This window comes from Streptomyces sp. GbtcB6 (assembly GCF_019091475.1).
In the GTDB taxonomy this organism is placed as follows: Bacteria; Actinomycetota; Actinomycetes; order Streptomycetales; family Streptomycetaceae; genus Streptomyces; species Streptomyces hyaluromycini.
Map to the genome: position 1 here is coordinate 164,490 of NZ_JAGXJL010000010.1, position 21,745 is coordinate 186,234.

The following is a 21,745-nucleotide window of genomic DNA, read 5'->3' on the forward strand; positions in this document are numbered from 1 at the left end:
GCGTTGTTCCTCTCCGTCGCCTGCGAGGTGAGCTGTCGGGTTCGGGCCCGGGGAGTGCCCGGCCGCATCGCCCGAAGACGATGCGACTTCACCCCTGGCCGTTCCGGAACGACGTCTGTCTGGTGACGTCGGCCGCCCGGTCCGGCGACTTACCTGGGTCCCCCGCTCCTGCCGTGCGAATGAACTCGTCGATGGGTTACGACGGGCGGCGGCAGGATTCGGCGTCCGCCCGGCGAGCGGGAACGTATGCGAGGGCACATGTCCGGAACAAGTACCTGATTCACAGAACACACCGATTGACCTTGTGTTGAGGCGTATGGGGTACTTGATCCTTTGCAGCTGCCAACCCTCAACTGGCCCACGGGGAAAGGGAAGGAAGGGTCCCCTTATGGACCTCGCGTTGCCCAGTCCGCGTGACCTACTTCACGAATCCGCAATAACGGCAAATCAGACATGAGGGATTCTTGGAATCCCCCTATTTCCTGGTTCGACGGAAAACCCCCTCGCCCCCATTCGTGTGGATTGCCCAATCGGGGAGTGGCGGAGTGGGAGCTAATGTGGGTGATTTTTATGAGTAGTCCGAATTGTCCAATTAGGCGCCTGTCTGGCGCGCCCTCCGTCAACCTCGGAGCCCCCGGGTACGCGCGCGTGCCACTGACCGGCCCGGGGTGGGAAGTGGAGTGCGCACGCGAAGCAGGTCGTGCTGGGGGGCGTCGTTCCGTCGGTCAAGGGGGTGACGGTCGAGTGGGTGCCGATCGGGGGAACGCGGATCGAGGGAGTGCGGAGATCGCCGTGCGTGGTCGCGTGGAGGAGGGTGTACGGGCGTGCACCAGGTGCCGCCGTTCGTGCACCGGGTGCCCTCGGCGGCGTCGGCGCCGGCATCGGTGGCGTCGGCGGGTGGCGGAGGGGTACGCCCGGGCAGGTGATGCCGGCCAGGGGGTGGGGCCGTTTCCGGGCGGCAGTCGGGTGGGAGGTTTGCCGCCGGTGCGGGACACGACCTATGCCTTGGTTCGGGACAAGTGCCCGTACTTCCTGTTAAGTCAGTGGATGTCAGATCGTATCGGCTGATCAAAAACATAACGGTCGTGATCCGATAGCGCCCGGGGTGTAACCGTGGGCGCTATCGGTGATCGAAACCCGACCGGATACGCTGACTTGAGTGAGGGCAGCGACCTATCGACAAACCGCGTAATCGCCAGTAGACACCAGCAGACAGGAGACCCCTCGTGACCGTCGTCGGGCCGTTCGGGCTGAGCGTGCGGGACCAGGCTCTGGAAGCCGATGTCCAGGCCGGATTGACGGCTGTCGAGGAAGGCTTGCTAGAAGCCACCAAGAGCGAGGTCCCGTTCATCACGGAGGCCGCGCAGCACCTCGTGCGGGCCGGGGGCAAGCGGTTCCGCCCGCTGCTGGTGATGCTCGCCGCGCAGTTCGGCGACCCGTACGCGCCCGGTGTCGTGCCGTCGGCCGTCGTCGTCGAGCTCACCCACCTGGCCACGCTGTACCACGACGACGTCATGGACGAGGCGTCCGTACGGCGCGGTGTCGACAGCGCCAACACCCGCTGGGGCAACTCGCTCGCCGTCCTCACCGGCGACTTCCTCTTCGCCCGCGCCTCCCAGATCCTCGCCGACCTCGGCCCCGAGGCGGTCCGGGTCCAGGCCCTCGCGTTCGAACGGCTGGTGACCGGTCAGATCCTGGAGACGGCCGGCCCGTCGGACGGTCGCGACCCGGTCGACCACTACCTTGACGTGCTCAGCGGCAAGACCGGCTCGCTGGTCGCTGTCTCCTGCCGCTTCGGCGCGATGCTGTCCGGTGCCGACGAGACGGTCGTCGACGTCCTCACTCAGTACGGCGAACGGCTCGGTGTCGCCTTCCAGCTCGCCGACGACGTCCTGGACATCGCCTCCGACTCCCACGAGTCGGGGAAGACCCCGGGGACCGACCTCCGCGAGGGTGTGCCCACGCTTCCCGTGCTGCGGCTGCGGGAACTGGCCGCCAGGTCGGGGCTGGCCGAGGACATCGCCCTGTGCGAGCTACTGGACTCCGACCTCACGGACGACGCGCGGCACGCGGAGGCCCTGGCGGCGCTGCGGGCGCACCCGGCGCTGGAGCTGGCCCGCCGGGACGCGGTCCGGTACGCGGAGGAGGCGCGTGCCGCGCTTGCTCCGCTGCCGGAGTGCGACCCGAAGGCCGCGCTGGTGGAGCTGTGCGACGCGGTGGTGCACCGAGCCGGATAGCCTCCGGAGGACCTGCATTTGTGTGACTCAGGTCACATCATTGGACTGAGTCTAATCCAAGATGTGTTCCGTACTCCTTCTCAGAAGCCGACGCAGGGGGCGTCGGCTGACACAGGGGGAGAAAACGGAATCATGGTCATCGACGCAACGCGCCGCAAGAGCCTCGTCGCCGCAGCCATCACCGTCACCGTCACCGCTCTCGGCGGTGCCGCCGTCCCGGCATCCGCCGCCACCAGCCACAACTCCACCACCAGCCACAGCTCCGCCGCCTCCGCCGAATCCGTCGTCCTCGCCGCCAGTCTGCGCGGTGCCAACGAGGTGCCCGTCGCCGGTGGGCCCGCCGTCGGGGACAAGGACGGCGCCGCGCTGGAGTTCATCCAGGTCAAGGGGGACAAGGTGACCGTCGCCGTGACCTGGCGCGGCACCGGCGGGCCCACCGACCTGCACATCCACCAGGGCGCCAAGGGCACCAACGGCGGCGTCAAGATCGACTTCGGGAAGCTGCTGCAGAAGGCCGAGGGCCACAGCGTCACCGGCAGCGTCAAGGTCACCGACAAGGCCCTGCTCAAGCAGCTCACCACCGACCCCGGAGCCTTCTACGCCAACCTGCACACCGCCCAGTTCCCCGGCGGAGCCCTCCGTGGCCAGCTGCACGCCGTCACCACCGTCTCCGACCTCAAGGACGGCGGCTTCCAGGCCTCCGTCGTCACCGGCAAGCAGATCTACCAGTGCAAGCCCGCCGACGGCGGCGGCTACGCCTTCGCCCAGCGGGACGTCAGCGCCAAGCTCGGCGGCGGCATCCGCCACTCCTTCGTCGCACCGAACTCCGGCACCCCGCAGTGGGTCGCGCCCGACGGCAGCGCGGTCACCGGAGCCGTCGTGACCAAGACGGCGAACGGCACCGGCAACATCCCCGAACTGGACCTCAAGACCACCCGGTCCGGCAAGAAGCACGGGCTGCTCGCCCACACGGGCGAGATCCTGCGCCTCAACACCGTCGGCGGCGTCGCCCCGGCCGGCTCCTGCACCCCGGGTGCCGTCGTCGGTGTCCCCTACCGGGCGGACTACGTGTTCGTGCAGCACTGAGCGGACACGGCAGCGGACACGGCAGCGGACTCCGCAGCCGGCACAGCAGCGGACACGGCACGTGAACCGACCGGACACGGCACGTGACAGGAGGCGCCTTCACCGCCCGACCCCTACGGGTCGGGGAAGGCGCCTCCACCCTTGTGTCATACCGCAGGTGTACACGGAGTTGGCTCCGTGGTCTGACGCTTCTCCGCCCCCGATTTGGTGAGATGGAAACCACGGAAATCACCACCACTCACCGATTCGGGTGAGAATGGCGGCTCAGGGTGGGACACGTGCGAGGACGGCCGCCGCCGACGACGGAGGTAGGGCACACATGGCACCGTACGAATCCGACGACAGCACGGGGGCCGCGCAGGCCGACGACGAGCTGCGCGCCGAGTTGCGCACCGAGCGGCGGCGCAAGGCCGCACGGTACGTCGTCCCGGTCGCGGTGGTGGGCGTGGCCGCGGCCACGATCGGCCTGGTCCCGGCACTCGCCGACTCCGGCGACCCCGACCTGCCGAAGATCACCGCGCAGGAACTCATCAACAAGATCGCCAAGTCGGACGTGCAGCAGCTGTCCGGCACCGTGAAGATCAGCACCGACCTCGGCCTGCCCGACCTCGGCGGTCTGGAGAGCAGCCTGCTGTCCGGCGCGACGCAGGGCAGCGGCGACGGCTCGTCGGCCGACCCCACCAGCAAGCTCACCGAGCTGGCCTCCGGCACGCACACCCTGCGGGTGGCCGCCGACGGTCCCGAGAAGCAGAAGGTGTCGGTGCTGGAGAGCGGCGCCGAGTACAGCCTCATCCACAACGGCACCGACGTGTGGGGCTACGACAGCAAGTCCAACGAGGTCTACCACTCCACCGCCGCCGACTCCGGCAAGGCCGAGCAGCACGAAACCCCGGCCACGCCCAAGGACTTCGCCGACGAGGTCCTCAAGTCGGTCGACGACACCACGTCGGTGACGGTCGACGGCACCGCCCAGGTGGCCGGCCGGGACGCCTACCGGCTCGTCATCAAGCCCAAGCAGTCCGGTACGACGGTCGGCGCGATCAGTATCGCGGTGGACGCCAAGACCGGTACGCCGCTGAAGTTCACGCTCACCCCGTCGAGCGGCGGCGCGGCCGTGGTCGACGCCGGCTACACCCAGGTCAGCTTCGCGAAGCCGGCCGCCTCCACCTTCGACTTCACCCCGCCCAAGGGCGCCAAGGTGACCGAGGGCGACAAGGCGGGCAAGGACAGCAAGACCGACGGGTGGGACAAGGGCGGCAAGGCCTCCGAGACGCCCGGCCACGGCACCGCCAAGGACCTCGACAAGTCCGGCTTCGACGTCCTCGGCAAGGGCTGGAACTCCATAGCCGTCCTCGAAACCGGCAGCAAGGGCGGGCTGCCCACCGGCTCCGCCTCCGGCGGCGGCGACCTGAGCGGCTTCCTCGGCTCGCTCGGCGACCCCGTCTCCGGCAAGTTCGGCAAGGGCACCGTCTTCTCCACCCGGCTGATCAACGCCCTGATCACGGACAACGGCAAGGTGTACGTCGGCGCCGTGGACAAGGCGGCGCTGCTGAAGGCGGCGAACGCGGGCTAGCCCGGGGTGGCACGGGTGCGGTAAGCAGCCTTTGCCGTACGACGAATCGAGGGAGCCGATGGACCGACCGTCCGCCACGGAGCGGGAGCCGGAGGACCCGGAGGCCCCAGACGACCCCGGGGACCCGGGAGATCCCGGGAACCCGGGGGACCGTGCTCCGGTGGGAGCGGGTGTCATCGACACCCGCGGCCTCACCAAGCGCTACCGCGGCGGACAGCTCGCCGTGGACGGTCTCGACCTGACCGTCCCCGCGGGCAGCGTCTTCGGCTTCCTCGGCCCGAACGGCTCCGGCAAGACCACCACCATCCGCATGCTGATGGGCCTGATCGCGCCCACCTCGGGCACCGCCCGCGTCCTCGGCCACCCGATGCCGCGCGCCTCCCGCGTCGTACTGCCCCAGGTCGGAGCCCTCATCGAGGGCCCGGCGCTGTACGGCTTCCTCTCCGGCCGCGACAACCTGCTGCGGTACGACGCCGCCGACCCGGCCGCCGACCCCCGCACCCGGCGCGCACGCGTCGAGGCCGCGCTGGACCGGGTGGGCCTCGCGGCCGCCGCGGCGAAGAAGGCGAAGGCCTACTCCCTCGGCATGAAGCAGCGCCTGGGCCTTGCCGCCGCGCTGCTCCAGCCCCGCAAACTGCTGGTCCTGGACGAGCCGACCAACGGCCTCGACCCGCAGGGCATGCGGGAGATCCGCGCCCTGGTCCGGGAACTGGCCGGGGACGGCACGACCGTGTTCCTCTCCTCCCACCTCCTCGACGAGATCGAGCAGGTCTGCACCCACGCGGCCGTGATGGCGCAGGGCCGGCTGATCGCCCAGGGCGCGGTGGCCGACCTGGTGGCCGGGGCCCGCGGCCGGCTCCTGGTGACCACCCCGGATCCCGTGGAGGCGGCCCGGGTGCTCAAGGAACAGGGCGTCGCGGACGTCGTCGTCGCCGAGGACCGGGTGACCGGCGAGCCGCCCGAGCGCGACCTCGCCGAGGTGAACGCGGCGCTCGTCACGGCGGGCGTCCGGGTCCGCGGCTTCACCGTGGAACGGGCCTCGCTGGAAGACGCGTTCGTGGCACTGACCGGAGAGGGCTTCGATGTCGCAGGCTGACCTGGCCGTCGTCGAGACAGCGGCCGTACGGCGGCCGAACCCGCTGTGGAGCCTCGGTCTGCTGCGCAGCGAACTCGGCACCACGTTCCGGCGCTGGCGCACCCTCGCACTGCTGGGCGTACTGGCCGCGGTGCCGATCCTCGTCGGCGTCTCCGTCAGGATCGAGACCCGGGGCGGCGGGCAGGTCGGCCGCGGCGGCGGCGAGGGCCCGGCGTTCATCGCCCAGGTGACCAACAACGGGCTGTTCCTGGTGTTCACGGCGCTGGCCGCGACCCTCCCGTTCTTCCTGCCGATGGCCGTCGGGGTGGTGGCCGGGGACGCGGTCGCGGGCGAGGCCGACGCGGGCACACTGCGCTATCTGCTGGTCGCCCCGGCGGGCCGTACCCGCCTCCTGCTCGCCAAGTACGCGACGACGATGGCCTTCTGCCTGGTCGCGACCCTGGTGGTGGCCGCCTCCGCGCTCGCCGTCGGCGCGCTCCTCTTCCCGCTCGGCGACCTGACGACGATCTCCGGCACCCGGATATCCTTCGCCGACGGCCTCGGCCGCGCCCTGCTGATCGCCCTGGTGGTCGCCGTTTCCCTGGCCGGCATCGCCGCTCTCGGCCTGTTCGTGTCCACGCTGACCAACAGCGGCATCGCGGCGATGGCGACGACCGTGGGCCTGCTCATCACGGTCCAGATCCTCGACCAGATCCCCCAGCTGCACGCGCTCCAGCCGTACTTCTTCTCCCACTACTGGCTGTCCTTCGCCGACCTGATGCGCGACCCCGTCTACTGGGACGACCTGGTCAAGAACCTGGAGCTGCAGGCCCTGTACACGGCGGTGTTCGGATCGGCGGCCTGGGCGCGGTTCACGACGAGGGACATCACGGCCTAGCGGTGGTCCGTACGTCCGTACACGTTCGTACGTCCGTACGGTCCGGGTCCGCCGGCGCCCCGCCGGGCGTCCCTTCCTGGTGCGAGGCTGTGACGTCGCGGTGACGTGGGAGCCGCGCCGAGCGACGAGACTGGACCGTACGCACGAGTACGACCGGACGCACGACCGGATGGTGACGCCGGGGGAATGAGGGCCGATGTCCCGACTCAGCCGCGAGGAGAAGCGGGAAGTCCAGCAGGAGGGACGCCTGGTACCGGTCGATGTCCGGGTGGCGGGCGCGACCGCGTCCGTGGACGGCGTACCGCTGCTCACGGGCCCCGGCGAGGAACCCCAGCAGGCGGTCCTCAACCACCTCCAGCGCCTCGCCCGCGCCGCAGGCCGCCCGGTCCTCGCCACCGTCCACGACACCCGCATCGGCTACGTCGTCCCCCTCCAGGTGAACCTGGACGGCTCCAGCAGCTTCACCGGCGACCCGGTACGGCTGGCCGCACCGGCCGCCGAACCGAAGGGGCAATCCGCGCCGAAGGAAGCCGCGCCGAGGGAACCCGCGCCGGAGGCGGCGCCGGCGTTCCCCCTGCGGGCGGTACCGAAGCCGCCCGCCGCCCCGCCGGCACTGTCCGTACCGCCGGCCCCGTCCCTGCCGCCCGCGCCGGGCACCGTCCAGCCCCCTGTCGGCGTCTTCGGTCCGCCGCCCGTGATGAGCACCCCGGCCCCGGCCTCGGCCCCTGAGACGGCTCCCGTTACCGCCCTCGTACCCGAAGAGCTGCCGGTGGACCGGGACCCCGACCTCCGGTCCACCCCCACACCCACCCCCGCCCGCGGTTTCGACGCGGTCGCCGAGGAGGTGCTCGGGGACGAGCCCGTGACGCTGACGGCGGAAGGGGCCGCGCTGCTCACCGAGCCGGTGGCGCGGATCAACGAGGCCGTCCGGACGGGCCGTATCGAAGCGGCGGCCGAGCTCGCGGAGCGCACCGTCGCCGAGGTCGCCGCGGTCCTCGGGGACGACCACACCGAGGTGCTGCACCTGGGCGAGCTGACCGCGTACATCTCCTACCTGGCGGGCGACCCGGAGCGGGCCTTCCACCTCTCCCTCGACCTGGCCCGGCAGCGCCGGAGCGCGCGGGACGGCGAGGCGGCGTACGGGAACGTGCGGAGCGCGGCGACCGCCTGGCGCGCGGTGCGCGACCCGGAACACGGGCTGCGCCTCGGCCGCGAACTGATCGACCTGTGGTCGCGGCTCACCACCGAGGACGGCCCGGCGGCCGACGACATCGACGAACTGGAGTCGGCCCGCGCCCGGATGGCCCGGCTCACGGAACGCGCCCGCCGAGCCGCCCGGAACGCCTGAGCGTCGTCGTCACTGCACGCAGAACTCGTTGCCCTCCGGGTCGGCCATCACGGTCCACGCGCCGGCCGGCTCGGAGACGTGCCGCACCACGGTCGCGCCCAGCGCCTCGAGGCGTGCCACCTCGTCCGCCCGCTTCCCGTCCCCGGCGCGCAGGTCGATGTGGAGCCGGTTCTTCCCGGACTTCGCCTCCGGCACCCGCTGGAAGAGCAGCCGCCGCCCCAGCCCCGTTCCGCGCTCCTCGTCGTAGGGATCGTCCGGGTGCCGTACGGCGATCAGGTCACGGAAGGCGGCACGGCCGTGGTACTCCAGGGTGGCCGCGCCGGGCAGCGCGCCCAGCTCCAGGAGCCGTTCGACGAGCGCGCTGTTGTCCTCGGCCACGTAGTGCAGCGCGGCGGCCCAGAAGTCGGCCTGCGCGTGCGGGTCGCGGGCGTCGACGACGAGCTTCCAGTGCAGGGGTGCGGGCGTCTGCGTCATGCCGCCCACTTATAGCCGACGGCTCTGACAGTCACACCTGACTTGCGGGAGTCTCCGCGACCGGGGCCGCCGGCCGTGGTACGGGCGCCGCCGCGAGTGCCCGCGCGGCCCGGTGGGCGGTGCGCAGCGCGTCCCAGGTGAGCAGGGCGAGGGCGAGCCAGACCAGGGCGAAGCCGGCCCAGCGCTCGACGGGCATCGCCTCGTGGAAGTAGAGGATGCCGAGCAGGAACTGGAAGACCGGCGCCAGGTACTGCAGCAGGCCGAGCGTGGAGAGCGGGACGCGGATCGCGGCGGCGCCGAAGCAGACCAGCGGGACGGCGGTGACGATGCCGGTGGAGGCCAGCAGGGCCGCGTGCCCGGCGCCGTCGTTGACGAAGCTGGACTCGCCGTGGCCGGCCAGCCACAGCAGATAGCCGAGCGCGGGCAGGAACTGGATCGCGGTCTCCGCGGCGAGTGACTCGATACCGCCGAGGTTGACCTTCTTCTTGACGAGCCCGTAGGTGGCGAAGGAGAAGGCGAGGACGAGGGAGATCCACGGCGGCTGCCCGTAGCCCACGGTCAGCACGACCACGGCGGCGAAACCGACGCCCACCGCCGCCCACTGCGTGGGCCGCAGCCGTTCCTTCAGCAGCAGCACGCCCATCGCGATGGTGACGAGCGGGTTGATGAAGTAGCCGAGCGAGGCCTCGACCACGTGCCCGGCGTTCACGGCCCAGATGTAGACGCCCCAGTTGACGGTGATCACGGCGGCGGCGACCGTCACCAGGGCCAGCCGGCGTGGCTGCCGCAGCAGCTCACCGGCCCAGGCCCAGCGCCGTACGAAGACGAGTGCGACGGCGACGAAGAGCAGGGACCACACCATCCGGTGGGCCAGGATCTCCACCGACCCGGCGGGCTTCAGCAGCGGCCAGAACAGGGGGACCAGCCCCCACATCCCGTAGGCCGCGAAGCCGTTCACCAGTCCTGTCCGCCGCTCACCCTTCGATATGTCGGCCACCGGCCCTCCTCACGCCCAGTTTCTTCAGCACACCGGGACGAAGGTAGCGCCGAGCACCCCGCTCTGTCATGGCCGTATCGACATACGGTCGTGACAGGGCGGGGTGCGGTCTCCGCGGGCCCGGGCGGCCTACTTGAGCGCGGCGGTGATGGCCTCGGAGATCGGGGAGGTCGGGCGGCCGGCCAGGCGGGAGAGGTCGCCGGAGTCGACGACCAGCTCGCCCTTGGCGATCGACGCATCGACGTCGACCAGGATCGCGGCGAACGGCTCCGGCACGCCGGCGCCCGTCAGGATGCCCTGGAGCACCTCGCCGGGCACGGAGTTGTAGGCGATCTCCTTGCCGGTCTGCCGGGCGAGCTCGGCCGCGTACTCGGCGAAGCTCCAGGCGACGTCGCCGCCCAGCTCGTACGTCTGGTTCTCGTGGCCCTCACCGGTCAGCACGGCGACCGCGGCGGCCGCGTAGTCGGCGCGGGAGGCCGAGGAGACCCGGCCCTCGCCGGCGGCCGTGACGACGGCGTCGTGGGCAAGGACCGGGGCGAGGTTCTCGGTGTAGTTCTCGTGGTACCAGCCGTTGCGCAGCAGGGTGTACGGCAGGCCGGAGGCGAGCAGCACCTCCTCGGTGGCGCGGTGGTCGTCCACCAGGGAGGCGTGCAGGCTGCCCGGGGCGCTGGTGTACGCCAGCAGGGCCACGCCGGCCGCCTTGGCGGCGTCGATGACGACCTGGTGCTGGGCGGGGCGGCCCTTGTCGAACTCGTTGCCGGAGATCAGCAGCACCTTGTCGCCGGCGGCGAAGAGGCCGTCGAAGGTCTCGGGGGCGTTGTAGTCCGCGACGGCGATCTTCACGCCCGCGGCGGCGAAGTCGGCGGCCTTGGTCTCGTCGCGCACGACGGCGGTGATCTGCTCGGCCGGGACCTTCTCCAGCAGCTGCGTCACGACGTGACGGCCGAGGTGTCCGGTGGCTCCGGTGACAACGATGCTCATGGTGTGCGATCTCCTTGTGGGGTTCCGATGTCACTAACCCTAGGAGGTGCGCTAACCAAAAGAAAGTACCCACTTTGAAGTAAGGTACTGGCATGACCGTAAGTGCCGCTGAAGTCGATCCGCCGAAGGCCGGGAAGTACGTCGTCGGCGCGGAGATGTGCCCGTACCGCCTGGTCCTGGAGCACGTCACCAGCCGCTGGGGCGTCCTGGTCCTGATCGAGCTCCTCGACCGCCCCCACCGCTTCAGCGAACTGCGCCGCGCGATCGGCCGGGTCAGCGAGAAGATGCTCACCCAGACCCTGCAGACCCTGGAACGTGACGGCCTCGTCCACCGGGACGCCAAGCCCGTCATCCCGCCCCGCGTCGACTACTCCCTCACCGACCTCGGTCGCGAGGCCGCCCAGCAGGTGCGGGACCTGGCGCTGTGGACCGAGCGGCGGATGGCGGACGTGGAGCGGGCCCGGGCGGCGTACGACGACGCGAAGCGGGCCTGAGGCGGCCCCTTGGTCCCCTGAGGCCCCTGAGGACGCGAGTGGGGCCCGGACGCACCGTCCGGGCCCCACTCGCGGCTTTCCTGACTCGCGGCTTCCCCGGGTCAGCCCACGACCGTCCAGGTGTCCCCGCCGGCCAGCAGCGCCGCCAGGTCGCCCTTGCCGTGCTGTTCGACGGCGGTGTCCAGCTGCTCGGACATCTGGACGTCGTAGACGGGCCGTTCCACCGAGCGGAAGACGCCGAGCGGCGTGTGGTGCAGGGTGTCGGGGTCGGCCAGCCGGGACAGTGCGAAGGCCGTGGTGGGCGAGGGGGAGTGGGCGTCGTGCACGAGGACCTCGGACTCGTTCTCCGCGGTCACGTCGACCACCGACAGGTCGCCGGTGAGCCGGTCCCGTACGACACCGCGCGTGCCGTCCGCGCCGAAGCGGATGGGCTGCCCGTGCTCCAGGCGGATCACCGCCTCGTCCGCCGACTGCTTGTCCTTGAGGGCGTCGAAGGCGCCGTCGTTGAAGATGTTGCAGTTCTGGTAGATCTCGATCAGGGCCGTGCCCGGGTGGGCCGCGGCGGCGCGCAGCACCTCGGTCAGGTGCTTGCGGTCGGAGTCGATCGTGCGTGCGACGAAGGACGCCTCCGCGCCGATCGCCAGCGACACCGGGTTGAACGGGGCGTCCAGCGAGCCCATCGGTGTCGACTTGGTGATTTTGCCGACCTCGGACGTCGGTGAGTACTGCCCCTTCGTCAACCCGTAGATCCGGTTGTTGAAGAGCAGGATCTTCAGGTTGACGTTGCGGCGCAGGGCGTGGATGAGGTGGTTGCCGCCGATGGACAGGGCGTCACCGTCACCGGTCACGACCCACACGGACAGGTCCCGCCGGCTGGTGGCGAGCCCGGTCGCGATCGCGGGGGCGCGGCCGTGGATGGAGTGCATGCCGTACGTGTTCATGTAGTACGGGAAACGCGACGAGCAGCCGATGCCCGAGACGAAGACGATGTTCTCCTTCGCCAGCCCCAGCTCCGGCATGAACCCCTGCACGGCCGCCAGGATCGCGTAGTCACCGCAGCCCGGGCACCAGCGCACCTCCTGGTCGGACTTGAAGTCCTTCATGGACTGCTTGGCCTCGGCCTTGGGGACGAGCTGCAGCAGTCCGTCGGTGGCGTCGGTCATGGCGTCAGTCATGGATGGCCTCCTTGAGCGCCGTGGCGAGCTGCTCGGCCTTGAACGGCATGCCGTTGACCTGGTTGTACGAATGCGCGTCCACCAGGTACTTCGCCCGGATGAGGGTGGCGAGCTGACCGAGGTTCATCTCGGGGATCACCACCTTGTCGTAACCCCTCAGCACGGTGCCGAGATTCCTCGGGAACGGGTTGAGGTGCCGCAGATGCGCCTGCGCGATCGGCTCGCCGGCCGCGCGCAGCCGCCGTACCGCCGCCGTGATCGGCCCGTACGTCGACCCCCAGCCCAGCACCAGGGTGCGCGCCCCGTCCGGGTCGTCCACCTCGATGTCCGGTACGTCGATGCCGTCGATCTTGGCCTGCCGGGTGCGGACCATGAAGTCGTGGTTGGCGGGGTCGTAGGAGATGTTGCCCGTGCCGTCCTGCTTCTCGATGCCGCCGATCCGGTGCTCGAGGCCGGGCGTGCCCGGGATCGCCCATGGCCGGGCGAGGGTCTGCGGATCGCGCTTGTACGGCCAGAAGACCTCGGTGCCGTCGTCGAGGGTGTGGTTGGGCCCGCTCGCGAACTGCACCCGCAGGTCGGGGAGCTCCTCCAGCTCCGGGATCCGCCAGGGCTCGCTGCCGTTGGCCAGGTAGCCGTCGGAGAGCAGCATCACGGGGGTCCGGTACGTCAGCGCGATCCGGGCCGCCTCCAGGGCCGCGTCGAAACAGTCCGCCGGCGTCCGCGGGGCGATGACCGGGACCGGGGCCTCGCCGTTGCGGCCGAACATCGCCTGCAGCAGGTCCGCCTGCTCGGTCTTGGTCGGCAGACCGGTGGACGGCCCGCCCCGCTGGATGTCGATCACCAGCAGCGGCAGCTCCAGCGAGACCGCGAGGCCGACCGTCTCCGCCTTCAGGGCGACACCCGGACCGGACGTCGTCGTCACCGCCAGCGCACCGCCGAACGCCGCGCCCAGCGCCGCGCCGATGCCGGCGATCTCGTCCTCCGCCTGGAAGGTCCGCACACCGAAGTTCTTGTGCTTGGACAGCTCGTGCAGGATGTCGGAGGCCGGGGTGATCGGGTACGACCCGAGGAACAGCGGCAGATCCGCCTGCCGGCCCGCGGTGACCAGGCCGTACGCCAGCGCCAGGTTCCCGGAGATGTTCCGGTACGTGCCGACCGGGAAAGCGGTGGTCGCCGGGGCGATCTCATATGAGACCGCGAAGTCCTCGGTCGTCTCGCCGAAGTTCCAGCCCGCCCGGAAGGCCGCCAGGTTCGCCTTCATGACCTCGGGCTTCTTGGCGAACTTCTGCTGGAGGAATCTCTCGGTGCCCTCGGTCGGCCGGTGGTACATCCATGACAAGAGGCCGAGCGCGAACATGTTCTTGCTGCGCTCGGCCTCTTTGCGGCTGAGGTCGAATTCCTTCAGTGCCTCCACGGTCAGCGTGGTCAGCGGCACCGGGTGGAGGCTGTAGCCGTCCAGTGACCCGTCCTCAAGGGGCGAGGTGTCGTAGCCGACCTTCTGCATCGCCCGTTTGGTGAACTCGTCCGTATTGACGATGATCTCCGCGCCGCGCGGCAGATCCGCGATATTCGCCTTCAACGCGGCCGGGTTCATCGCGACCAGCACGTTCGGCGCGTCCCCGGGGGTGAGGATGTCGTGGTCGGCGAAGTGCAACTGGAACGAGGAAACCCCCGGCAGAGTGCCTGCGGGGGCCCGGATCTCGGCCGGGAAGTTCGGAAGGGTGGACAGATCATTACCGAAGGACGCGGTCTCCGACGTGAACCGGTCACCGGTGAGCTGCATACCGTCACCCGAGTCCCCCGCGAACCGGATGATCACCCGATCGAGGCGCCGGACGGCCTTCACACCGCCCGGCTTGCGCTGCTCTCCCACGACGGTTCCGTCGGCCTGTTCCGTTGTCCTGCTGACCTGGCTGGTCACTGAACTGGACCTCCTTCGAGGCGGCTGTCCGGGGGCGGTCGTCCCACGGACCATCCCGTAATCAACCCTACGTCGGTTAGGGTCGCCTTCCCGTGCCCGCTCGCATGCTGGACGGGGTTCTGAGACGACCTTTCGCCCTGACTTGTCATGATGTTCCCTCCCCCTGGCTGCCTTCCGGTGCCGACACGGTGCCGTCGGCCCGTCAGGAGTTCAGATACGTCAGAACGGCCAGAACACGCCGGTGGTCACCGTCGCTCTGGGAGAGCCCGAGCTTGAGGAAGATGTTGCTGACGTGCTTCTCGACGGCTCCGTCGCTCACCACCAGCTGCCGCGCGATCGCCGAGTTCGTCCGCCCCTCGGCCATCAGCCCCAGCACCTCCCGCTCCCGCGGGGTGAGGCCCGCAAGGACGTCCTGCTTCCGGCTCCGGCCCAGCAGCTGTGCGACGACCTCCGGATCGAGTGCCGTACCGCCCTCGGCGACCCGCACCACGGCGTCCACGAACTCCCGCACCTCGGCGACCCGGTCCTTCAGCAGGTACCCCACGCCCCTGCTGGAACCGGCCAGCAGTTCGGTGGCGTAGCGCTCCTCCACGTACTGCGACAGCACCAGCACCCCGAGCCCCGGATGCGCCTTCCGCAGCCGTACGGCGGCCCGCACACCCTCGTCGGTGTGCGTCGGCGGCATCCGCACATCCGCGACGACGACGTCCGGCAGCGCGTCCTGCGCATCCAGCTCGGCGATGGTCTTGACCAGTGCCTCCGCGTCCCCGACGCCCGCGACGACGTCATGCCCCCGGTCGGTCAACAGCCGGGTCAGCCCCTCCCTGAGCAGCACGGAATCCTCGGCGATGACCACCCGCACTCTGTCCTCCACGATCTCCCGGCCCCCCACACCCCGTCCGGCGTACATGCCTGCCCTGTCCGAAAGTCCAGCATTCCAGCATTCGGATCGGAGTGCGTGCGGGTAACGAGACGAGGCGAACCAAATCAGGCCGCACGCTGCGCGAGGACGAGAGCCGGCCGCACCCCCTCCGGCCCGTCCGGCGTTTGAGGACGACAGCCGCCCCCGCACCCCTACGCCCGCCCTCTCAGCCCGTCCGGCGTTTGAGGACGAGGCCGTTCAGGCCGAAGCGGGGGTCTGGGGGCGCCGCCCCCAGGGACGGGGGGTCGAAGGGGGCCCACCCCCTGGAGGACGGGACGGGTAGGGGCGGCGGGGGCGAGAACCCGCCCTCAGCCACGCCAGGGCAGCTCCGCCGTCACCCGGGTAGGCCCACCCACCGGCGAGTCCACCACCAGAATCCCGTCGACCGCGTCGAGCCGCTCGGCCAGCCCCGCCAGCCCCGACCCCCTCGCCGTGTCCGCCCCCCCCACCCCGTCGTCCGCGACCTGCAGCATCAACCGGTCCTCACTGCGCCACACATCCACCGCCGCCCCACTCGCCCGCGCATGCTTGCTGATGTTCTGCAGCAACTCGGACACCGTGAAGTAGGCGATCCCCTCGATCGCCGCCGCCGGCCGCTCCGCCAGGTCGACCTCCACCCGTACCGGTACCGTGCACCGCGAGGCCACCGCGGACAGCGCCGCGTCCAGCCCCCGGTCGGTCAGCACGGCGGGATGGATCCCGCGGGCCAGGTCCCGCAGCTCCTGCAGCGCGGTCTTCACCTCACCGTGCGCCTCGTCCACCATCCGCGCCGCGGCCTGCGGATCCTCCCGCAGCTTCTCCTTCGCCAGCCCCAGATCCATGGCCAGCGCCACCAGCCGCGCCTGCGCCCCGTCGTGCAGATCCCGCTCGATCCGCCGCAGATCGGCGGCGGCCGCGTCCACGACGATCCCCCGGTCGGACTCCAGCTCCACCACCCGCGACGCCAGCTTCGACGGCCCCAGCAGCCCGTGCACCATCAGCCGGTCCACCAGCGTCAGTGCCCGTACGATCCACGGCGTGGCCAGCGTGAACAGCAGTCCCACCAGCGACGTCACGGTGATCTCGAACGGGTTGTCGAGGTAGACGCTGTGGTGCGCGTCGCCGTACAGCTGGAGCCCGCCCTGCCCGGCCCATACCGGGAACACCCAGAACCACAGCGGATATGTCAGCAGGGCCCAGCCGTACGCCCAGAAGTTGAGGGCGACGACGAAGGAGAACATCGACCAGGGGAACTGGAGGACCGCGTACAGCAGATGACGCCAGGACGTGCCGCTCTTCAGCACCGCGCCGACCCAGGCGAAGAACCCCGGCTTGCGCATCCGCAGCGGCTCCGGGTCGGCCACCGCCAGCTTCAGCAGCCCACGCGCGCGTGCCCGTTCCAGCGTCCCGAAGCCACGGCATCCGGCGAGGGCCACCGCGAGCAGCGGGATCCCGATGAAGGTCACCAGCAGACCGACGCCGAGGGACAGCATGGTCACGGCCCACACGAACAGCGTGACGCCGACCGGCAGACCCAGCAGGACATAGGCGAACTCACGCCAGCTGCGCGCCTCGAACGGCGCCCGCAGCACGGCCGGCACCCGATGCCGACGCCCACCGTACGGCTCGTAGCCGTACCCCTGCTCCTGCGCGTACCCGTGTCCGTACTCCGTGGCCATCGGCGCCGTCCCGTCCCGTCCTGTCCCAGTCTCACCGGCCCTGTCCTGCCGAATCTCCACTCTGCTGTGCCGCAGGTCGGGGGACCATGGAGGCCATCGGAGTCTTGAGAGGGGGGTTTTCCCCACCCCCACCCCCACCCCACCCCCACCCCGGCCCCGGGGCTACGCCCGGTCGCGCCAGGGCAGCTCCGCGGTGACCGTCGTGGGACCGCCGGCCGGTGAGTTCACGACGAACAGGCCGTCGACCGCGCCCAGCCGGTCCGCGAGCCCGCGCATTCCGGAGCCGCCGTCCAGGCTCGCCCCGCCGCGCCCGTCGTCCTGTACCTGGATCAGCAGCCGGTCGTCGGCCCGCCACACGTCCACCGAGGCGGTACGCGCCCCACTGTGCTTGCTGATGTTCTGCAGCAGCTCGGAGACGGTGAAATAGGCGATGCCCTCGATCGCGGGCGCCGGTCTGGACGGCAGGTCGGCGGTCACCTGGACCGGCACCGTGCAGCGCGAGGCGACCGACGACAGCGCCGCGTCCAGCCCCCGGTCGGTCAGCACCGCCGGATGGATGCCCCGGGCGAGATCCCTGAGCTCCTGCAGCGCCAGCTTCACCTCGCCGTGCGCCTCCTCGACCATCGTGGCGGCCGCGTCGGGATCCTCCAGCAGTTTCTCCTTCGCCAGGCCGAGCCCCATCGCCAGATTGACGAGCCGGGCCTGCGCGCCGTCGTGCAGATCACGCTCGATGCGCCGCAGGTCGGCGGCGGCCGTGTCGACGACCACCCCCCGGTCCGACTCCAGTTCGGCGATACGGCGCTCCAGCTCGTCGGAGGGCGACAGCAGGCCGCGCACCATCGCCCGGTCCACGTTCGCCAGCCCGCGCGCGATGAACGGCAGTACCGGCCACAGCACGAACAGCGAGGTCAGCGTGGTGCAGAAGGTGAGGATGCCCCACGGCAGCCGGATGAAGTCGTACAGCAGCGTCCGCCAGCCCACCGGGTCCTTCAACGTCATCCACAGCCGCTGGGTACCCGCACCGCGCCTGGCCCACGGCAGCGGGGTCGGCTCCTCCACCCGCACCCCGAGCAGCGCACGCGCGCGTCCCCGCTCCAGCTTCCCCAGCTGCCGGGCGCCCAGCAGCGTCGCGGCGAGCAGGGGTATGCCGATCACCGTCAGCGTCAGGACACCGCTCACCCACACCGTCGTGACGACGTACACGAAGCCGAAGAGCGACATCGGCAGGTTCAGCAGGAGGTGCGAGATCTCCTTCCAGGTGTGAACGTCGTAGGCGAAGCGCACGGGCGGCAGTCGCTCGCGGTCTTCCCTGCCGTCGGCGAGGCCGGGGGATCGGGGTGCTGGTGCGGTCATATGCGCCAGCGTGCCGTGTGCCGTGGCACGACGCCATGGAGTTCGCCGCCCGGGCCGCCCTGGGGAAAACCCCACCAGCCGGCCCCCGTCTCGTGTCCCACGGTGTCCCACGGTGTGACGGCCTGCTTACCGTGTCTTTATCAGGGCCTAGACTCCCGTGCGTACAGATCGTCGAATCAAGAGTTGACTGAGGTCACGGCACCGGGCCGGTCGGGCCTGTGGTCTGTCGAGGGAGTGAGGGACGGGCGATGCGGGAGACGGTGGGCGGTGAACCGACCGCGGTCGTCGCCGCGGACTACTTCGCGTCCTACTCGGTCGTGGGACTGCTGGCGCTCGTCGGCGTGCTCTTCGTCGCCGTCGCCTTCGGCGCCGGCCGGCTGCTGCGCCCGGTGGTCCCCACGCCCGAGAAACTCCTCACCTACGAGTGCGGTGTCGACCCCGTCGGCGAGGGCTGGGCCCATACCCAGGTCCGCTACTACGTCTACGCCTTCCTCTACGTCATCTTCGCCGTCGACTCGATCTTCCTGTTCCCCTGGGCGACGGTCTTCGCCGCTCCCGGCTACGGCGCGACCACGCTCGTGGAGATGTTCATCTTCCTCGGCTTCCTCGCCGTCGGCCTGCTGTACGCATACAAGAAGGGCGTCCTGACATGGACGTGACGCTGGAGCCCGTGCCGCTGCCGGAGCCGCAAAGGCTGGGCGCGCTCGCCCGCCTCGCCCCCGAACCGATGAAGGTCGTCCTCAACTGGGGCCGCCGCTACTCGCTCTGGGTCTTCAACTTCGGTCTCGCCTGCTGCGCGATCGAGTTCATCGCCGCCTCGATGGCCCGCCACGACTTCATCCGCCTCGGCGTGATCCCCTTCGCACCGGGCCCCCGCCAGGCGGACCTGATGGTGGTCTCGGGCACGGTCACGGACAAGATGGCCCCGGCGGTCAAGCGCCTGTACGAGCAGATGCCCGAACCGAAGTACGTCATCTCCTTCGGTGCCTGCTCGAACTGCGGCGGCCCCTACTGGGACTCCTACTCCGTCACCAAGGGCGTCGACCAGATCATCCCTGTCGACGTCTACGTCCCCGGCTGTCCGCCGCGCCCCGAGGCGCTCCTCCAGGGCATCCTCAAACTCCAGGAGAAGATCGCCGCGGAGTCCCTGGGCGAGCGCTACGGCACCCCCCGCCCCTCCGCCGCGGCCCTCCAGAGCGGCCTGGTCCGGCCGCCGGTCCCCACGGCGAACGAGGGCGAGGGGGGCGCGCGATGACGGCCCCGACCGGCTGGCTGCCGGCCCCAGTCGAGGAACTCTTCGGCACCGACGCCACCGCCGACGAGTCCTACGACGTCCTGACGGTCGACGTTCCTCCCTCCTCCTGGCTCGCCGCCCTGGAGGTCGCCCGTACGACCCTCTCCTGCACCTACTTCGACTGGCTGAGCGCGGTCGACGAACCCGGCACCGGCTTCCGCGTCTCCGCCCACGTCGTCGCCCTCGCCCCGGTCCGCCGCCTGCTCCTGCGTACGACCGTCCCGCACTCCGCCCCCGAACTCCCGTCCGCCGTCGGTGTCTTCGCGGGCGCCCGGTGGCACGAACGCGAGACCCACGAGATGTTCGGCGTCCGCTTCACCGGCCACCCCGGCCTGGAGCACCTTCTCCTCCCGGAGACCTTCGAAGGCCACCCCCTCCGCAAGGACTTCGTCCTCGCGGCCCGCGTCGCCAAGGCCTGGCCCGGCGCCAAGGAACCGGGCGAGTCCGACCACGGCGGCCCCAAGCGCCGCCAGATGCTCCCCCCAGGCGTCCCCGACCCCAACGAGTGGGGTCCCCTCAAGGGCCGGCTTCCGGCCGCCCCCGCCCGCCCGGCGCGAGCCGCAGCGGGCCGCGCCGCCGGCGACCGCCCGGCCCGTGCGACCGGCGACCGCCCGGTACGCCGCTCACGTACGACCGCGGAGGGCTCGGCGAGCCAGGCCGCCGGGGCGACCGAGCCGACCGAGGTGGCCGAGCCGACCGAAGTGGCCGAGACGGCTGCCGAGGGGACGGCGGGGCCGACGGCCACTCCACGCCGGGCCCGGAGCGCGAGCGAGGGTTCCGCCACGCAGCGGACGGTCTCCGGTGCGGAGACAGCGCCTGCCGAGGGGAGCGCCGCGGAAGGCACCGGTGTGGAGGCGACCGCTCCTGCCGCAGGGCCGTCGGCTGCTCCCCGGGGGCCGCGCCGGGCACGTACTGCCTCGAGTGGCTCCGCTTCGCAGCGTGCGCAGGAGACCGAGACGCCGGCGCTACCGGCCACCCCGGCCCGCCCCGCGACCTCCCGCAGCTCGGACGCGCCGTGGCACCACGCCCGTCCGGCCTTCGAGGAGCCGGGGACGGGGGAGCCGACGGCACCGGGGCCGGCCGAGCCGAGCCCTGCCGAGCCGAGCCCTGCCGCGCCCGAAGAGCCCGAGTCGGACCCGGCCGAACCTGAGGCATCCGAGGACGCCGGCCCTGAACCGTCCGGCTCCGAGGCCCCCGCTTCCGACGCCCCGCCCAACCCCGAAGCCCCGACCCCCGCCGCCGACCCCGAACACCCAGCCGCCCACGACAACCCTCCAGGAGGCCCGCAGTGAACGACGCTCTGGACGTCGCCCTGCGACTCCTCGTCGTGTTCGTCGTCTTCCTCACCTTCCCTCTGATCGTCGGTCAGACCGAGCACAAGGTGATGGCCCATATGCAGGGCCGCCTCGGCCCGATGTACGCCGGTGGTTTCCACGGCTGGGCCCAGCTGATCGCCGACGGCGTGAAGTTCGCGCAGAAGGAGGACGTGGTCCCGGCGGGCGCGGACCGCCGTGTCTTCCAGCTGGCCCCCGCGGTGGCCCTCCTCCCGTATCTGCTCGTGCTGCTCGCCATCCCGATCGGCCCCGGAGAGGGCGCGGTCGGCCAGGTCCTGGACGCGGGTGTGTTCTTCGTGCTGGCCGTGATGGGCGTCGGCGTCCTCGGCTCGCTCATGGCCGGCTGGGCCAGCGCCAACAAGTTCTCCCTTCTCGGCGGCCTGCGCACCGCCGCCCAGCTCCTCGCCTACGAACTCCCGATGCTGCTCGCCGCCGCCTCCGTGGCGATGGCGGCCGGTACCGTCTCCCTGCCGGGCATCGTGGGCTCCTTCCACTGGTGGTGGCTGCCCTGGCAGATCACCGGCGGCCTGGTCTTCTTCGTCGCCGGCCTCGCGGAACTCCAGCGGCCCCCGTTCGACATGCCCGTCGCCGACTCGGAGATCATCTTCGGCGCGTACACCGAGTACACCGGCCTGCGCTTCGCCCTGTTCCTGCTCGCCGAGTACGCCGGGATCGTCGTCCTGTGCGGCCTGACCACCGTTCTCTTCCTGGGCGGCTGGCACGGCCCGTGGGGTGCCGACGGCCTCGGCTGGCTGTGGACCCTCCTGAAGACGGCGCTCCTCGCCTTCGTCGTCATCTGGCTCCGCGTGACCTACCCCCGGCTGCGCGAGGACCAGTTGCAGAAGTTCTCCTGGACCCTCCTTGTCCCCCTTTCTCTCGCCCAGATCGCCCTCACCGGCATCGTCAAGGTGGTGATCTCCTAACC

At 70.9% G+C, this 21,745-nt stretch carries 19 protein-coding genes and 1 riboswitch; of the genes, 11 read left to right on the forward strand and 8 right to left on the reverse strand.

The annotated features are described in order from the left end of the window. Positions 1-4 precede the first annotated feature (4 nt). Positions 5-201, reverse strand: a riboswitch (cyclic di-AMP (ydaO/yuaA leader). A 1,025-nt stretch (positions 202-1,226) separates the two neighbouring features. From KVT45_RS19065 to KVT45_RS19090, 6 genes are all read left to right on the forward strand, one after another. Beyond that, the gene (locus KVT45_RS19065; RefSeq protein WP_217549020.1) at positions 1,227-2,237 is read left to right on the forward strand and encodes a polyprenyl synthetase family protein; all 1,011 of its coding nucleotides are present in this window, start codon (positions 1,227-1,229) and stop codon (positions 2,235-2,237) included. A gap of 132 nt (positions 2,238-2,369) precedes the next feature. Then, positions 2,370-3,323 carry a CHRD domain-containing protein gene (locus tag KVT45_RS19070; protein ID WP_217549022.1) on the forward strand — a complete coding sequence of 318 codons (954 nt, stop codon included), beginning with the start codon at positions 2,370-2,372 and terminating at the stop codon, positions 3,321-3,323. A 319-nt stretch (positions 3,324-3,642) separates the two neighbouring features. Beyond that, a complete protein-coding gene (locus KVT45_RS19075) occupies positions 3,643-4,896 on the forward strand; it encodes a DUF2092 domain-containing protein (protein WP_217549024.1) in 1,254 nt (417 codons plus the stop codon). 58 nt (positions 4,897-4,954) lie between these two features. Next, positions 4,955-5,992 (forward strand): ABC transporter ATP-binding protein, encoded by a 1,038-nt coding sequence (locus KVT45_RS19080; protein ID WP_217549026.1) that lies wholly within the window; start codon positions 4,955-4,957, stop codon positions 5,990-5,992. After that, positions 5,979-6,869: an ABC transporter permease gene (locus KVT45_RS19085; protein WP_217549028.1), complete on the forward strand. Its 891-nt coding sequence runs from the start codon at positions 5,979-5,981 to the stop codon at positions 6,867-6,869. Before KVT45_RS19080 ends, KVT45_RS19085 begins: the two co-directional genes overlap by 14 nt. A gap of 196 nt (positions 6,870-7,065) precedes the next feature. Then, positions 7,066-8,217 carry a tetratricopeptide repeat protein gene (locus tag KVT45_RS19090; protein ID WP_217549030.1) on the forward strand — a complete coding sequence of 384 codons (1,152 nt, stop codon included), beginning with the start codon at positions 7,066-7,068 and terminating at the stop codon, positions 8,215-8,217. A 9-nt stretch (positions 8,218-8,226) separates the two neighbouring features. Here the strand turns inward: KVT45_RS19090 and KVT45_RS19095 are convergent, their stop codons facing one another. The 3 genes from KVT45_RS19095 to KVT45_RS19105 form a co-directional block, all read right to left on the reverse strand. Next, entirely contained in the window at positions 8,227-8,691 is a 465-nt protein-coding gene (locus KVT45_RS19095) for a VOC family protein (RefSeq protein ID WP_217549032.1), read from the reverse strand. Between the two features lie 31 nt (positions 8,692-8,722). Continuing rightward, positions 8,723-9,688 (reverse strand): EamA family transporter RarD, encoded by a 966-nt coding sequence (gene rarD, locus KVT45_RS19100; RefSeq protein ID WP_217549033.1) that lies wholly within the window; start codon positions 9,686-9,688, stop codon positions 8,723-8,725. Positions 9,689-9,817: 129 nt separating this feature from the next. Next, on the reverse strand, positions 9,818-10,669 hold the full coding sequence (locus KVT45_RS19105; protein WP_217549034.1) for an SDR family oxidoreductase: 852 nt from the start codon (positions 10,667-10,669) through the stop codon (positions 9,818-9,820). Positions 10,670-10,824: 155 nt separating this feature from the next. Between KVT45_RS19105 and KVT45_RS19110 the strand changes: the two genes are divergently transcribed. Next, positions 10,825-11,163, forward strand: a complete 339-nt coding sequence (locus KVT45_RS19110; RefSeq protein WP_217549228.1) for a helix-turn-helix domain-containing protein — start codon at positions 10,825-10,827, stop codon at positions 11,161-11,163. Between the two features lie 101 nt (positions 11,164-11,264). Here the strand turns inward: KVT45_RS19110 and KVT45_RS19115 are convergent, their stop codons facing one another. The 5 genes from KVT45_RS19115 to KVT45_RS19135 all read right to left on the reverse strand — a co-directional run bounded on the left by KVT45_RS19115 (position 11,265) and on the right by KVT45_RS19135 (position 18,192). After that, positions 11,265-12,326, reverse strand: coding sequence for a 2-oxoacid:ferredoxin oxidoreductase subunit beta (locus KVT45_RS19115; RefSeq protein WP_217549230.1), 1,062 nt, complete (start codon positions 12,324-12,326; stop codon positions 11,265-11,267). A gap of 4 nt (positions 12,327-12,330) precedes the next feature. Then, entirely contained in the window at positions 12,331-14,259 is a 1,929-nt protein-coding gene (locus tag KVT45_RS19120; RefSeq protein WP_217549035.1) for a 2-oxoacid:acceptor oxidoreductase subunit alpha, read from the reverse strand. A 202-nt stretch (positions 14,260-14,461) separates the two neighbouring features. Further along, complete coding sequence (locus KVT45_RS19125) at positions 14,462-15,169, reverse strand: response regulator transcription factor (protein ID WP_150133667.1); 708 nt, start codon at positions 15,167-15,169, stop codon at positions 14,462-14,464. Between the two features lie 320 nt (positions 15,170-15,489). Beyond that, positions 15,490-16,839 (reverse strand): sensor histidine kinase, encoded by a 1,350-nt coding sequence (locus KVT45_RS19130; RefSeq protein ID WP_217549036.1) that lies wholly within the window; start codon positions 16,837-16,839, stop codon positions 15,490-15,492. Positions 16,840-17,001: 162 nt separating this feature from the next. Further along, the gene (locus tag KVT45_RS19135; protein WP_217549037.1) at positions 17,002-18,192 is read right to left on the reverse strand and encodes a sensor histidine kinase; all 1,191 of its coding nucleotides are present in this window, start codon (positions 18,190-18,192) and stop codon (positions 17,002-17,004) included. Positions 18,193-18,440: 248 nt separating this feature from the next. On the opposite strand from KVT45_RS19135, the gene KVT45_RS19140 reads away from it, so the two are divergent. From KVT45_RS19140 to KVT45_RS19155, 4 genes are read left to right on the forward strand one after another with little or no spacing between them, the layout of a single operon-like run. After that, on the forward strand, positions 18,441-18,851 hold the full coding sequence (locus KVT45_RS19140) for an NADH-quinone oxidoreductase subunit A (RefSeq protein WP_217549038.1): 411 nt from the start codon (positions 18,441-18,443) through the stop codon (positions 18,849-18,851). Continuing rightward, the gene (locus KVT45_RS19145; RefSeq protein WP_217549039.1) at positions 18,842-19,447 is read left to right on the forward strand and encodes an NADH-quinone oxidoreductase subunit B; all 606 of its coding nucleotides are present in this window, start codon (positions 18,842-18,844) and stop codon (positions 19,445-19,447) included. The genes KVT45_RS19140 and KVT45_RS19145 overlap by 10 nt, the downstream gene beginning before the upstream one ends. Beyond that, positions 19,444-20,778 (forward strand): NADH-quinone oxidoreductase subunit C, encoded by a 1,335-nt coding sequence (locus KVT45_RS19150; RefSeq protein ID WP_217549041.1) that lies wholly within the window; start codon positions 19,444-19,446, stop codon positions 20,776-20,778. Before KVT45_RS19145 ends, KVT45_RS19150 begins: the two co-directional genes overlap by 4 nt. Beyond that, complete coding sequence (locus KVT45_RS19155; protein ID WP_217549043.1) at positions 20,775-21,743, forward strand: complex I subunit 1 family protein; 969 nt, start codon at positions 20,775-20,777, stop codon at positions 21,741-21,743. The genes KVT45_RS19150 and KVT45_RS19155 overlap by 4 nt, the downstream gene beginning before the upstream one ends. Positions 21,744-21,745 lie beyond the last annotated feature (2 nt).